Below are 14,630 nucleotides of genomic sequence, written 5' to 3' on the forward strand. Positions count from 1 at the left end.
AAAATTAGACTACAAATCACCGATTGAATATCGGAAATCTGCAATCTAATCAATGCTTTTTTGAATGTGTCCCACTAATTGGGGTCAGTTCCATTGCTAGTCGTCATTTTTTTAATTAGTTGTGAGTGATTATAAATTTGCTATTTTTTCTTTGACTTCTTTAACTTCATCAGTTAAAGTGATGAATTCTTCCCGATTTTCTTCTTCTAAAGAACGATCAATTTCTTGATAAAGAAAAGCCAAACGTTGTTGTAATTCATCTTTTGAAAGAAAGGTAGCGACTTCTTCATGAATTTCTTCACTTACTCGTTTGTTCCACGGAATCGCTGGATTATCTTCTAAAATAGAAAGAAACAGGAGATTTTGCCAAGCATCTTCAAAAATACACTCTAAATACAAGGGTGATTGCCAGTTTAAACGAATTTCATGAAAAATTTGATCGCTATCCGTAAAGGTTCTGCCCTTAAGGAATAAAATCAAATCTTCCCCTTCACTAGCGCTATCACGAATTTGCAACCCTCTTTGCGTCGCTTCAGCAAGTTCAACAAAATGAACATTCGCCAAAATCACTTCATGCTCAGCCAAATAATTCAACAGCCAAACAATTTCCCGATGTTTAAAAGAGACATTTTTAACTAACCAACGTAAAAAAGCTTTTTTGTCTTTAACGCTAATCATCATCTTAATCCCTACTTTCAAAACTTTCCAATAGCGAAGCAATTTCTAAATCCCCTGGTTCATGTTGTAAATAATGCTCCAATAATGCTTGTGCTTCTCCTAAGCGGCCTTCTTCTCGCAAGAAAATACCATATTCTTTTAAAAATTCAGGTTCATGTTTTAATTCTTGATAGGCTTCATCATAGTGAACAGTTGCTAATTCAAACTCTTCTAATTGATTATAAGCTTGCGCTAAATTCCATTCAGCATAAGGATTACCGCTTTCTTCCAACGCCTCTAAAGTGGTAATCACTTCTTCATAGCGTTCTTCATTTAAATATAAATTACTTAAAGTTAAACGCGTTTCATCTTGTTTTTCACCCAGTTCTAAAGCTTTTAATAAATATTTTTCGGAAGCCGCCATGTCATGCAAACGAAAAGCATTTTCAGCTGCTAAATGATAAAGCTCAACTTGAAAGGGATTTTCTTTAATGCCCTCTTCAGCAACTTCTTGGGCTTCTTCAATCAGTTCTTCTTCTTGTAAAGCTTCGGCTAAATACAAGTATAAAGCACTATATTCTGGATTCATCAGACGTAATTCTTGCAAATAATGAATCGCTTTTTGATTATCTTTCAACTGCAAATAAGTAAAGGCGATATGAAACAGACGGTCATCACTAACTTCCGCTTCAACAGCCGCTTCTAAATAAGGCAGTCCTTCTTCAAATTCACCTAACATGGTTAAAGCTGAACCAATCCGTTCGTGTAGGGTATCTTCACTCACCACGTCTGCCTTACTAGTTAACAATTGTTGATAGCATTCAATGGCTTCAGCAAATTGATTGTTAGAAAAATATAACTCACCTAAAGCATAAATAATTACTGGTTCATCAGGTAAAAGTTTTTGGGCAGCTTGCAATTTTGCTAAACTCACTTCTGGTAAATCCAACACTTGATATAAATCAGCCATTACTAGCAAACTTTCGGAATAACTTTCATCTGTTTCAGAAACTTTTTCTAAATATTCAAAAGCTAAATCCAATTCGTTATTTTCAATAGCAATTTCTGCCAAACTAATATTTAAATATTGTTTTTCTGGCGCTTGAGTAGTTAACTGTTGTAAAACTGTTTCAGCTTCCACTAAAAATCCCATATTCATTAATTCAGCTGCTAAAGCTTCTAAAATTTCAGCATCATCTTCCCGTAACGCTTTTTGCAACATTAATTGTGCTTGTGCCAAATCTTCATTGCTAATTGCTTGTAACATTTCTTCACTATAAGACATTTTGTAAGTCTCCTCTTCTATTTACAATCGTTAAATTTAAGCTTGCATTTCTTTAACGATTTTTTGATAATTTTCAATAGCTACCAACAATTTGCTGTCAGTTCCTTTGCGAAAGCCGTTAGTTTCACCAATTTCTGATAAAACTAATAACTCAGAGCCATTATTGATGACTCGTAATAAATTTTCCACATAATCACTTAGCAAAAATTGTTCAGGCAACTCTAAAGGAAAACCTAGTTGTTTTAACCAACGTAAAAAGTTTTCAAAATTAAAAGCTATTTTTTCTGACTCAATATTCCAAGCCAAATGGAATAAAATACCTAGCATTTTCTTCATACTGCTAGAAAGAAAATGACTGCCTTCAATGCCATAAAAAGCTTGTTCAAATGCTTGTCCATAACTTTCAATTAGCTCGCCTTTTTCTTGATAAAAAGTTATCAACAAACTAATTAAACCACTAAAAGAAATCCGTTGTAAACTTTGCGCTTGGGGATAATTGAAATAAAGTTCTTTCAAAAAATCGCGACTACAGACAATCCCACAAGTCAATAAAGTTAGGAAATCAATCATTTTCCCCGTCTGCTGCTCTTGCGTTAAAGTCTGATCATACAAAATCAACTGTGGTAAATTCGTTCCTTGCAAAACTGGTAGTTCTTTTTCAGAAACAATTTTAGTTTTAGCAATTAAGCTTTGAGCAAAGGCCCGAATCGAAACAGGCAGAACCCAGAAATCACCTTTTAACAGGGTATTTTTTTGTAAATAACTGGTTAACTGAATAACCCCTTCATTACCAAAAGCAAAAAACAAATAGTCTTCGGCTTCCGGAAAACGTTGAATAAAATCAAGTAGCTGATTCAATTCTTTCAAAGTATTACAATGGCTTTGATTAGGACAAATATACCAGTCAATCAACAAGCTCTCTTTTAGTAACTGGTTAATTTTCTCTGAAAATAAATCATAATAACGCTGGTTACTAATAAAAATTACATGCTTATTTTTACAATCTAACAAGGGTAAAGTCGCTGCAAAAGTTTCACCATAAATTACTAAACTTTCTAATTGTCCTTTTTGATAATTGACTTCCACAAACACCCCTACCTTCTATAAATGATTGCTCTCTTTCTATTTTAGCATATCTTAGTGATTTTTCATCGCAAGGCTGCTTTAAAAATGAAAATCCCCAGAAAAGTAGCACCTTCTTCTGGGAGTTATTTTTAACTTAATATTTTTTTCGGTTGCCAAACAGTAACGATGACCCCAGCAAAAATCAGCAACGCACCAATAATCATTTTGAAAGTAACCGCCTCATGTAAAAAGATAATAGAAGCCAACATTCCAAAAAGCGCTTCTGTTGACAAAATGACAGCAGTTTGGTTGCTACTCACTTGTTTTTGACAGATGGTTTGAATTAAAAAGCCTAACATGGTACTGACCGCCCCTAAATAGAAAACAGCCAAATTGCCAGTTACATTAAAAGTAATTAAAGGATATCCTAAGATTAAAGAAACTACTAAAGCCAACAGCGCCGCTACCGTTAACTGCATTAAAGTTAGCGCAATCGCATCTTCATTTTTCAAAAAAGTATTGGTTAACAAAATTTGCAAGGCAAATAAAACCGCACAAATTAAAGTTAAACCATCCCCTAAGTTCAAGCCGTTTAGCCCTTCTAAAGAGAGAAAGCCAATACCGATTAGCGAGAATACAGCACCAATCACAACATTACGAGCCAGTGGCAACTTCAAAAATAGCGTCCCAATTACCGGCACTAAAACTACATTAACAGCTGTTAAAAAAGCATTTTTTGAAGCAGTCGTATAAGTTAAACCTATCGTTTGAAATAAAAAAGCTAGATATAAAACACTGCCTAAAATAGCACCTTTTTTAACGGTGCTTTTCTTAATCTGCTTCAAATTTTTATGAAAAAATAACGCCATTAAAACTGCCGCAAGCAAAAATCGTAGCGCTAAAATTTGTAAAACATGATATTGTTGCAAAGCAATTTCTGTTGCGACAAAACCAGTGCCCCAAATAATTGCTACCAAAAATAACCCGATTTGATTTTTATATTTTAACATTATTTTCAACCTTCATTTTTATTCTTAAACGATAAGGCTGATAGCATTTACGCTATCAGCCTTATTTTCTTCTATTTATTGGTGTTCTACGTGTTCAATCGTTTCTGCCAAGATATCAATAATATGATGATCATCTAAGCTATAATAAACAATTTTCCCATCACGGCGGGATTTAACAATCCGATTTTCTCGCAATAATTTTAATTGATGAGAAACAGCAGACTGCTCCATTTGAACTTCTTCAACTAGCGTCCCAACATTTTTTTCACCATCTTTTAATAGTAATAAAATTTTCAAGCGATTGGGATCACTTAAGATTTTATAGATTTGACTCACTTTTTGAATAACAGCTGCTTCCATAAAATCCTCCTAGTTCGTTTTAAAGTATTAATTTTTCTTTGAAAAAATTAGTTTGATGCTCAATTATGCTTCTACAATTTTATTAATTGCTGTTTCATAAGCAGCTACTTTGGCATCAGCACTTGCTTGGCTATCTGCTTTAACTCCAATATAGAATTTAATTTTTGGCTCAGTGCCTGATGGTCGCACGGCAATCCAGCTTTCATCGGCTAAAACATATTTCAAGACATCTGATGGTGGGGTTGTCATTTTTTCAACAGCACCGTCAGCCGTCGTGCGTGTTAATAATTTAAAGTCTTCTGTTTGAACGACTTTTTCGCCAGCAAATTCACTTGGCGCTTCTTCACGGAATTTCTTCATTAAAGCAGCGATTTTAGCTGAACCTTTAATGCCACTCATAGTTACAGAAATTGTTTTTTCAGCAAAATAGCCGTATTCAGCAAAAATATCTTGCAAGCCATCGTATAAAGTTTTTCCTTGTTTTTTGTAATAAGCTGCTACTTCTGCTAATAAAACTAAAGCTTGTATCGCATCTTTATCTCTTACAAAAGGTTTCACTAAATAACCATAGCTTTCTTCAAAACCAAACATAAAGGTTTGTGAGTGATCTTCTTCAAATTGTTGAATTTTTTCGGCAATAAATTTAAACCCTGTTAGCACATTGATCATCTTGGCATTAAATTTATTGGCAACAGCGGTAGATAGTTCACTTGAAACAATTGATTTCAAAACAGCTGCATTAGCAGGTAATGTGCCTGCTCCTTGATGAGCGGTTAAAATATATTGCAACATAATCGCACCTAATTGATTACCAGTTAAAACTTGATAACTACCATCCGGTAAGCGCACGGCAGCACCTAAACGGTCAGCATCAGGGTCAGTGGCTATTAATAAATCAGCACCTTCTTTTTCACCTAAGCGAATGGCATATTCAAAAGCAGAATGCTCTTCAGGATTCGGTGATTTTACCGTTGTAAAATTAGGATCTGCAATCGCTTGTTCAGGAACCAGTACAAATTTTTCGAAACCAGCTTGTTTTAAAGCACGCTCTCCTAACATTTTTCCAGTACCATGCAAGGGTGTGTAAACCAATTTAAGGTCTTTACCCATTTCTTCAATCAATTCATGATTAATCGTTACTGCTTCAATTTCTTTCAAATAAGCCGTATCAATCTCAGCACCAATAATATTGATTAAACCGCTATGTTTCACTTCTTCTTCAGAAAGAACTTCAACTTTTAAAGGATTTTCAACGGAACGTACAAATTTAGTTAACGCATCTGCATCCGCTGGCGGCATTTGTCCGCCATCTTCTCCGTAAACTTTATAACCATTATAAGCAGCAGGATTATGAGAAGCGGTAATCATAATTCCAGTGAAAGTTTTCAAATAACGCACCGCAAAAGATAGCTCAGGTGTTGGTCGCAAGCTTTCAAAAACATAAGCAGGAATATTGTGTTTCGCTAAAGTTTTGGCGGCTTCCATCGCAAATTCTGGCGACATATGACGAGAATCATAAGCAATCGCCACACCACGACGTTTTGTTTCAGGATCTTGTTCGTCCATAAAACGTGCTAACCCTTCAGTTGCTTGACGAATCGTGTAAATATTCATGCGATTAATCCCTGCACCTAAAATTCCACGCATCCCAGCTGTACCAAATTCCAAAGGTGCATAAAAAGCATCTTTCAATTTATCAGAATCATTTTCTAAATCTTTCAAATTCTCTTTTAAGTTACTATCTAAATTTTCTTCGTTAATCCATAATTTATAGACTTGCTCCCATGACATGGGGGGCCACCTCTTTCAAAATTATTTTCTTTTTATTTAGTATAGTTTTTCTCTAAAAAAATAGCAAATTAAATCAACATTTTATAATTTCCCCCTTAATAAAACTAAAATATAAACACCAGATCATCCAATTTTAGAAATGAAATTTCTATCTTGTTCCACTTTTATAAAGTTGACTTATATGTTTTTTTAGGCTAGACTTTTTAATGATAACAAATACTAAATAACTATCTAGGAGAAAAAAATTATGAAGAAATTTCGAAAGACCTTAGCTATATTAACTTCACTATGTGTTACTACTGTTTTTTCATCTACAGTGGTATCTGCAGAAACTATTGAACCAGCACAGATCTTAACTAGCTATTCAGAAGAACCTATTGATTCGTGGATGCCTAATAAAATACTCCAACAAATCGTTGCTGAACAGTTAGGCTTACCTAGCGCTGACCAAATTACGAAAGAACGATTAGCAAATTCAGATTCAATAATTTTATCTAGTTCTAGTGAAAATCATTATGATCGATCCATATTTGACATCGATAATTTCACTGGTTTAGAATACGCTAGTGGAATTACTATTAGCTGTGATAGCTTAGAATCATTGCCATTACCTGAAAATTGGAATAAAAAAAGTTTCTCTGATATGAAAATCTTTGATTATCCTGAAATTTCAGCTAAGACAACTGCTAGTTTTACTGGTAATATAAGTGATTTTTTCCCAAATTCGCTTGATTTTTCACTTTTTAAAGACTTTCCACAAGTTACCATGAGTAATTGCTTTTATGACAGTCAATCAATGATTGAGCTAAACCAAAACACCTATACTAATTTCTTTATTTCTTACGAAGAATTAGGTCTTAGCAATGTACCTAAAGAAGGCATCTGCGAAGATAATCTACCTTTTAGAATTCCCTATGATAACGAAAATAATTTAAATTATACAGCATCATTTTCTGAAAGTGGGATACAGTGTACTCTTAACGAGACAGATTTTGATTACTCCCTAATTGCTGGCAAAACTATTCAACATAAGCAAAACTCAGAATCACTTTATGATTCAATTCTTTCACCTTATATTGAGCTTCCTCTTAATTACAGCTCAGATGTTGACGATTCTTATTACTCATTTTGGATACCTATTCTTGTAAATTTTAGATTCGGAATGGTATCGACCGTTACAGCGGAATACTGGGAGTATGATACCGCTGGAAATCCAGTGAAAAAAATCGCTGATGATATACCTTTCACTGGTGAAGTGGGTACTGATTATACAACGACTCAAAAAAATATCTCTGGCTATACTTTTGTTAAAGTAATCGGCAATGCCGCTGGTCAGTTTGGTGATTCAAATGAGACGATTATTTACGTTTATAAAAAGAAAACAACTTCAACCCCTAGTGAACCAAATAATCCAAATACCCCTGGATCTGTTCCCGATGAAGTTTTATTACCTGTTTGGCGGGCATACAATTTCGGGGACGGCGATCATTTATATACTACTAGTCGTGAAGAATATGATTGGATTGTTGGCTTAGGCTGGCAGGCAGAAGAAATTGCTTTCCATAGTGTTACATCAGCTTACGAAAAGGCGATTCCTGCTTATCGTCTGTACAATCCGAATTCAGGTGAACACTTCTATACTTTAAGCGAAGCCGAATACGAAGCAGTAGCTGCCAAAGGCTGGAATAAAGAAGGGATTGGCTATTATATGGTTCCTGAAAACTTAGGTTATACTATTTATCGCGTTTTCAATCCAAATGCAACTGGTCCTGGTTCTCACTTATTTACGAAAAGTCGTGAGGAAGCCGATTGGCTAATCAGCTTAGGCTGGGAAGATGAGGGCATCGCTTTCTATAGTGCGAGATAAAATAAGAAATTCAAAAAGACTCTATAATATCTGGTGTTAGTGACGAAAAAGTCACTAACACCTATTTTCTTGTTTCAAAAATAGACAGGACAGAAATCTTTTAGAATTAATTTGCAGGAAAAAAAGCAAAAGGAGGAATTCAAGATGTCTCATTCTTATATTATCAAAGAACTACTATATATAAATTTTAATTTTTATGAGGACTATTTTGAAAGAAGAAAAAAGCAGTCAAGTAATGAAAGCTGATTGACTGCATAAATCAAATTATTCTATTGGATTTTTTCCACCATCATCAGTTGATAAAGAACAACTATTTCTTCATTTGTTTACTACGTAATTGACCACAGGCGGCATCAATATCAGTCCCATGTTCTTTACGAATCACACAGTTAACGCCATTTTTCTTCAAAATATCATAGAAACGTAAAACATCTTCTTTACTACTGCGAGAATATTGATCATGTTCACTAACTGGATTGTAAGGAATTAAATTAACATAAGTCAATTTTTTCTTATCTTTCAACAGCTCCGCTAATTCTTTGGCGTGATGCGGACGATCATTCACATCTTTTAACATAATATATTCAAAAGTAATACGGCGATTGGTTTTCTCCAAATATTCATCTACAGCTTCCATTAATTTTTCAATTGGGAAGCTCCGATTAATCCGCATCATAGAAGTTCGTACTTCATTATTAGAAGCATGTAGGGAAATCGCTAAATTCACTTGTAAGCCATTATCCGCAAAAGCTTTAATTTTGGGTACTAAGCCACTAGTTGAAACTGTAATATGGCGGGCACCAATTGCTAAACCTTTAGCGTCATTAATAATATGTAGGAAATTCATCACATTATCATAATTGTCAAACGGCTCACCAATGCCCATTACAACAACATGAGAAACTCGTTCATCTAATTGACGTTCATCAAAATAGCGTTGCACCAACATAATTTGCGCAACAATTTCGCCAGCTGTTAAATCTCGTTGTTTTTTCAACAATCCACTGGCACAAAAAGTACAGCCAATATTACAACCCACCTGTGTCGTAACACAAACAGATAAGCCATACTCTTGTCGCATTAAAACTGTTTCAATTAATAGTTGATCAGGTAACTCAAATAAATATTTAACGGTACCATCTTGTGATTCCTGTACCACCAATTGTTTTAAAGGATTAATCACAAAGTTTTCTTCTAATAGTTCAATCAAAGTTTTAGCTAAATTAGTCATTTCTTGGAAGCTGGCTACTCTTTTAATATATAACCATTCCCAAATTTGTTTTGCTCTAAACTTTTTTTCGCCATGGGCTTCTAACCATTCTATCAGCGCCGCTTGCTCTAGTCCATAAATGGATGTTTTTTCCAATTTTTTCACTCATTTCCAACGAATATCACTAGTAACTATAAATGATTATGCCATAGATTGCAATAGCTCAGTCAACTTTCAAGTATAATGACCAGAGCATAAAAAAACTAGCATCTTGAAATTAAGATGCTAGTTCAAAAAATTTTGTTTAAATTAACCTTTGTTAGTAGAACCGAACCATTCGATACGTTGTTCAACTAATTCAGTAATTGCTGTAAAGCCTGGTGCTAATAATTTACGAGGGTCAAAACCTTTACCTTCTAAATCTTTACCAGCTTCAATGTATTTACGTGTTGCTGCAGCAAATACTTCTTGTGCTTCAGTATTAACGTTAATTTTAGAAACACCCATTGAAATTGCTTTTTGGATTTGATCTAAAGGAATACCTGAACCACCATGTAATACTAGAGGAATATCGCCAACTTCTTTAGCGATTGCTTGTAAGTGGTCAAAAGCAAGACCAGCCCAGTTTTCTGGGTAAGAACCATGAATGTTACCAATACCACAAGCTAGGTAATCAATTCCAGTTGCTACCATTTGTTTACATTCTTCAATGTCAGCTAATTCGCCAGAACCGATAATTCCGTCTTCTTCACCGCCGATTGAACCAACTTCACATTCAACAGAAACACCTTTAGCATGTGCTTTTGCTACAACGTCTTTAGCTTTTTCAATGTTTTCTTCGAATGGTAAATGTGAACCATCGAACATAACAGAACTATAACCAACTTCGATACATTCTAAAGCATCTTCATAGTCACCATGGTCTAAGTGAAGTGCTACTGGTACAGTAATGTTCATTGAATCAATTAAATCTTTAACGATATCGTAACATACTTGGTAGCCGCCCATGTATTTCGCAGCTCCCATAGAAGTTTGGATAAGAACTGGTGCTTTTTTAGCTTCAGCTGCAGCTAAAATTGATTTAGTCCATTCCAAGTTGTTTGTGTTAAATCCGCCTACACCGTAGCCGCCTTCGCGTGCTGCTTTTAAAAATTCAGCTCCTGATACTAATGGCATAAAATTATTCCTCCTATATATATAAAACTTTATTTGCTAGAAAGCTCTCCTAGCCAACGTATCTATTTTATCAGAGATTACTATTTTTTTCTACTAAAATACACTTTTTCTGAAATTACCTGATATTTTTCAGTAAACTATTCCAAATTGGTTATTTGAGCTTAAAACGGTTTGGTTAAACAAGTAAATTTTGCTTTTTTAATAAAGCTTGCTCAATTAATCACGATTAAAACTTATCAAGCTATTTTAAGTCAGCGATTGCTTGGTCAAACTCGGCTTTAACGGCTGCTAAAACTTCTGGTTTTTCTAACAACTCTAAAATTGTTAAAGATAAGCCTTTTGCAGCATTGATTAAACCGGCTTTACCATCAGGTGAAATTGTTGCCGAAGCCATTTCTTTGGTATGGGCGCCAACTTCTTCGCCACAAATTTTAATATAGCCTTGAATCGTTGGACAACGATAACTAACTGCCCCAACATCGGTGGAACCAGTTGCTACTTCATCCACTGGTTGAATATCGGTTAAACCTAGTTCTTGATATTTTGCTGTTAAAATTTCGGCTAATTTATAATTAACCACCGTATCGCAATAAGGACATTCATAAGTAGAAGTTTTAAAAGTTACTTCGTTGGCTTCACAAATTCCTGCTACCGATTTAACTGCCCGCTCTGTTAAGTATTCGGCATATTTCATAGTTGGTGCTCTAAAATAATATTCTAAAGAAGCATAGGCAGGAATCACATTGGCAGATTCCCCACCGTCTTTAATCACACCATGAATGAATGTATGCGGCGCTGCAAATTGACGCAATAAATTAATTTGTAAATAACTCATAACTGCTGCATCTAAAGCAGAACGACCTAAATCGGGACGACAAGCATGGGCGTTTTTGCCAAAAAATTCAAATTTAATTGGATTTAATGCATTAGAACGGCCACCTACCCCGTTTTTAGAACCAGGATGAACCATTAAAGCGACATCCACCTCATCAAATACGCCAGCATCTGACATGCTAACTTTGCCACCAAAATTTTCTTCAGCGGGTGTGCCAACTACTAACAATTTTCCGCCAAATTGGTCAATAATGCCTTTAACAGCTTCACCAGTCGCCACACCAATGCCGGCAATTAAATTATGACCACAGCCATGTCCGACTTCTGGTAGAGCATCGTATTCACACATCACTGCAATTGTGGGGCCAGCTTTTTTAGTATCATATACGCCGATAAAGCCAGTTGGCACAACATAGCCAGAAGTGGTTTCAAAACCAGCTTTATTTAAATAATCTACTAATAATTTCATGGTTTCAAATTCTTCATTGCCAATTTCTGGATTATCATACATCACTTGCACTAAATGCATATAATCTTCAATTTTTCCTTCAATTGAGTTAAAAAGTTGTTCTTTTATCATCATCTGCTATTTTCCTTTCTTCCTTTAAAAATACGATTACTTATTCTTCTATCGCTTTTTCCGCTAGAACAGTTGCTTCATCACGCCATTTTTTCAAATCGCCATTGTCTTTACTTTTTTGAATAACTTCATTACATAATTTAATAAAAGATTCATTATCATCACGTTTAGGGAAGCCAATAACATTGGTCGCATACATGTTTTCAACATCTAAATCAAATTCTGCTTGCGGCAAAATTGCCAATTCTGGAAAAGAAGATAATAAAGGCGTCACTGAAGTTGTAGAAACTGTTATCGCATCAATGTCCCCTGCGTTTAATGCCAAAATTGCCGCATCAATCGTGCCATATTGTTTAATTTTAGCAGCGGTGGTAATGTCAGAAGCTAATTCAAACTGAATTGAACCTCCTTGCGCGCCGACAGTTAATTCATCCGCTTGTAATTCTGCTAAAGTTGTGTATTTTTCAACATTTTCTTTAGTAGTTAAAATACCTTGATAACCATCGCTTGTTTCTTGTTGATAGCCATCAGAGAAATCCATAATTTTACTTCTTTCTTTAGTGCCAACAAAACCAGAAATTCCGAAATCAAGACTGTCTGTTTGAATATTAGCTAAAACACCATTGAAATCAGTGGCTTTCAACTCTAACTTCACGCCAATCTCATCCGCAATCGCTTGTGCCAAAGAAATATCTCTCCCAACAATTTGTTTCTTATTATTTTCATCTAAAACATAAAACTCAGATGGTGGAAAATCTGGTGAAGTTCCGACAACTAATTTACCACTCTCTTTAATCTGAGCTAATTTATCCATAGTATTTCCTGAATCATCTTTCTTTCCTTGATTATTTCCACCACAAGCTGTAAAAGCTAAAAGTAATGTGAATAAAATCCCGACTAATATATTTTTCTTTTTCATTATTTTATCTCCTTAATGTTTATTTATTTGTGATATATGCTGTTTTCTTTTGAACCAGCTGCGAAACTTTGCACCACTCAATAAAGTAAAAATAAAATTTGCGGTACAGAACACCGCTATATTTGTTTATGCATTTTACTCGGGAGTTGAGCAAACACTCTCCGCTTTTCTGTTTAAAAAGTAATTTTATCTAAAAAGGTTTTGGTTCTTTCGTTTTGTGGGTTGTCGAATATTTCTTGTGGAGTTCCTTCTTCGACAATTTTTCCTTCATCAATAAAGACTACCCGCGTAGCTACGTTTTTAGCGAAGTTCATTTCATGGGTGACGATAATTGTCGTCATATGGCTTTGAGCTAAATCTTGAATAACTAATAATACCTCTTTCACCATTTCCGGATCTAATGCTGATGTTGGTTCATCAAAGAGCATTACTTCTGGTTCCATCATTAAGGAACGAGCAATGGCGACCCGTTGTTTTTGCCCACCAGAAAGTTGATTAGGGTACGCATCTTTTTTATCAATTAAGCCAACTTTTGCTAATAATTCTTCGGCTTTAAGCAACGCTTGTTCTTTCGTCATTTTTTTTCGCATAACGGGTGCCAAAACTAAATTATTTAAAACGGTCATATTAGGAAAAAGATTAAAGTGTTGAAAAACCATGCCGATTTTCTCACGAATGAAATCTATATCATTCTCTTTTAACTTGGTGTTGGTTAAACACTCCTCTTTAAAAAAGACTTCGCCAGCAGTTGGCATCTCCATCAAATTTAAACAACGAAGAAAAGTTGACTTTCCTGAACCAGAAGGGCCAATTACAGCAACGACTTCGCCTTTTTTCACTTCAGTCGTAATGCCCTTTAAAACTTCTAGTTCACCAAATTTTTTAATTAAGTTTTCTGTTTTAATCATAAACATGCAACCTCTTTTCTAACCGATTCATAAAGAAAGTTAATGTTGCTGTTAACATAAAATAAATGACCCCAACAACAATTAATGGTTCAAATATTGAATAAGTTGATGCTTTAACAATGTTATAGGTATACATTACATCGAAAACACCAACTACCGAAACAATCGCAGATTCTTTAATCATCATAATAAATTCATTACCTAGCCCCGGTAAAACCACCCGAATCGCTTGGGGAATAATTACGGATCGCATCGTTTGGCCTCGACTTAAACCCAAGGAACGCCCCGCTTCCATTTGCCCTTTATCAATTGATTCCAAACCGCCACGTAGCAGTTCACAAATATAAGCCCCTGAATTGATAGATAATGCAACTACTGCTGTTAGAAATTCTCGGGAGCCGTAAATATCTCCCAACCACGGAATTGAAGAAATGCTAATACCTAAAATCGGTAAGCCGTAGAGCCACATAAATAATTGCAATAACAAAGGTGTGCCCCGAACAATTTGGGTATAGGCATTTACTAACCAACGAAAAGGAGCGAAACGTGCTTGTTTCATAATCACCGCTAACAACCCAATCAGTGAGCCAATTACAACCGTTAATAGTGCTAAAACAACCGTTACAATTGTTCCTTCAACAAAGGTGGATCCCCAATCACTAATTTTATTAAAATCCAAAACTACATTTAAGATAAAATTCATATTTACACTCCTTTTTCGCTTGTATACGTATTTATATACGAGTTATTGTATAAACGATAATAACTGATGTTTATACACAAGTCAAGCTAGTTATGTAATATTTATTCACAACTATGTATATTAAACAAAAAATATGAATTATAAACTTAAAATGATGAACTTTTGTGCATAAAAAGGGGCTGTGACATAAGTAAATTATGTTCGTAGTTTCAAAAAAAAGAAATTCTATGAAAACCATTATGGTTTTGTGGGATTTCTGTTTTTT

General features: G+C 34.8%; 13 protein-coding genes. 1 reads left to right on the forward strand and 12 read right to left on the reverse strand.

Annotated elements, in window-relative coordinates; translation table 11 throughout:
* Positions 1-129: 129 nt before the first annotated feature.
* The 6 genes from M2139_RS13015 to M2139_RS13040 all read right to left on the reverse strand — a co-directional run bounded on the left by M2139_RS13015 (position 130) and on the right by M2139_RS13040 (position 6,168).
* A complete protein-coding gene (locus M2139_RS13015; RefSeq protein WP_348522611.1) occupies positions 130-720 on the reverse strand; it encodes a YpiB family protein in 591 nt (196 codons plus the stop codon).
* Positions 683-1,942, reverse strand: coding sequence for a tetratricopeptide repeat protein (locus M2139_RS13020; protein ID WP_280739310.1), 1,260 nt, complete (start codon positions 1,940-1,942; stop codon positions 683-685). Before M2139_RS13020 ends, M2139_RS13015 begins: the two co-directional genes overlap by 38 nt.
* A 36-nt stretch (positions 1,943-1,978) precedes the next feature.
* Positions 1,979-3,034, reverse strand: a complete 1,056-nt coding sequence (locus M2139_RS13025; RefSeq protein WP_280739309.1) for a hypothetical protein — start codon at positions 3,032-3,034, stop codon at positions 1,979-1,981.
* A gap of 122 nt (positions 3,035-3,156) precedes the next feature.
* The gene (locus tag M2139_RS13030; RefSeq protein ID WP_280739308.1) at positions 3,157-4,017 is read right to left on the reverse strand and encodes a DMT family transporter; all 861 of its coding nucleotides are present in this window, start codon (positions 4,015-4,017) and stop codon (positions 3,157-3,159) included.
* A 75-nt stretch (positions 4,018-4,092) separates the two neighbouring features.
* Positions 4,093-4,377 (reverse strand): metalloregulator ArsR/SmtB family transcription factor, encoded by a 285-nt coding sequence (locus tag M2139_RS13035; RefSeq protein ID WP_280739307.1) that lies wholly within the window; start codon positions 4,375-4,377, stop codon positions 4,093-4,095.
* Positions 4,378-4,440: 63 nt separating this feature from the next.
* The gene (locus M2139_RS13040; RefSeq protein WP_280739306.1) at positions 4,441-6,168 is read right to left on the reverse strand and encodes a phospho-sugar mutase; all 1,728 of its coding nucleotides are present in this window, start codon (positions 6,166-6,168) and stop codon (positions 4,441-4,443) included.
* Between the two features lie 247 nt (positions 6,169-6,415).
* On the opposite strand from M2139_RS13040, the gene M2139_RS13045 reads away from it, so the two are divergent.
* Complete coding sequence (locus M2139_RS13045) at positions 6,416-8,035, forward strand: MucBP domain-containing protein (protein ID WP_280739305.1); 1,620 nt, start codon at positions 6,416-6,418, stop codon at positions 8,033-8,035.
* 310 nt (positions 8,036-8,345) lie between these two features.
* On the opposite strand, the gene rlmN is transcribed toward M2139_RS13045, so the two are convergent.
* The 6 genes from rlmN to M2139_RS13075 all read right to left on the reverse strand — a co-directional run bounded on the left by rlmN (position 8,346) and on the right by M2139_RS13075 (position 14,365).
* Complete coding sequence (gene rlmN / locus M2139_RS13050) at positions 8,346-9,401, reverse strand: 23S rRNA (adenine(2503)-C(2))-methyltransferase RlmN (RefSeq protein WP_280739304.1); 1,056 nt, start codon at positions 9,399-9,401, stop codon at positions 8,346-8,348.
* A 153-nt stretch (positions 9,402-9,554) separates the two neighbouring features.
* A complete protein-coding gene (locus M2139_RS13055) occupies positions 9,555-10,421 on the reverse strand; it encodes a class II fructose-bisphosphate aldolase (RefSeq protein WP_280739303.1) in 867 nt (288 codons plus the stop codon).
* Between the two features lie 241 nt (positions 10,422-10,662).
* The gene (locus M2139_RS13060; RefSeq protein WP_280739302.1) at positions 10,663-11,838 is read right to left on the reverse strand and encodes a M20 family metallopeptidase; all 1,176 of its coding nucleotides are present in this window, start codon (positions 11,836-11,838) and stop codon (positions 10,663-10,665) included.
* A gap of 37 nt (positions 11,839-11,875) precedes the next feature.
* Positions 11,876-12,754: a transporter substrate-binding domain-containing protein gene (locus tag M2139_RS13065; RefSeq protein WP_280739301.1), complete on the reverse strand. Its 879-nt coding sequence runs from the start codon at positions 12,752-12,754 to the stop codon at positions 11,876-11,878.
* Between the two features lie 173 nt (positions 12,755-12,927).
* Positions 12,928-13,662, reverse strand: coding sequence for an amino acid ABC transporter ATP-binding protein (locus M2139_RS13070; protein ID WP_280739300.1), 735 nt, complete (start codon positions 13,660-13,662; stop codon positions 12,928-12,930).
* Entirely contained in the window at positions 13,655-14,365 is a 711-nt protein-coding gene (locus tag M2139_RS13075; RefSeq protein WP_280739299.1) for an amino acid ABC transporter permease, read from the reverse strand. Before M2139_RS13075 ends, M2139_RS13070 begins: the two co-directional genes overlap by 8 nt.
* Positions 14,366-14,630: the final 265 nt, after the last annotated feature.

The organism is Enterococcus sp. PF1-24, from assembly GCF_029893325.1.
Lineage (GTDB): Bacteria > Bacillota > Bacilli > Lactobacillales > Enterococcaceae > HY326.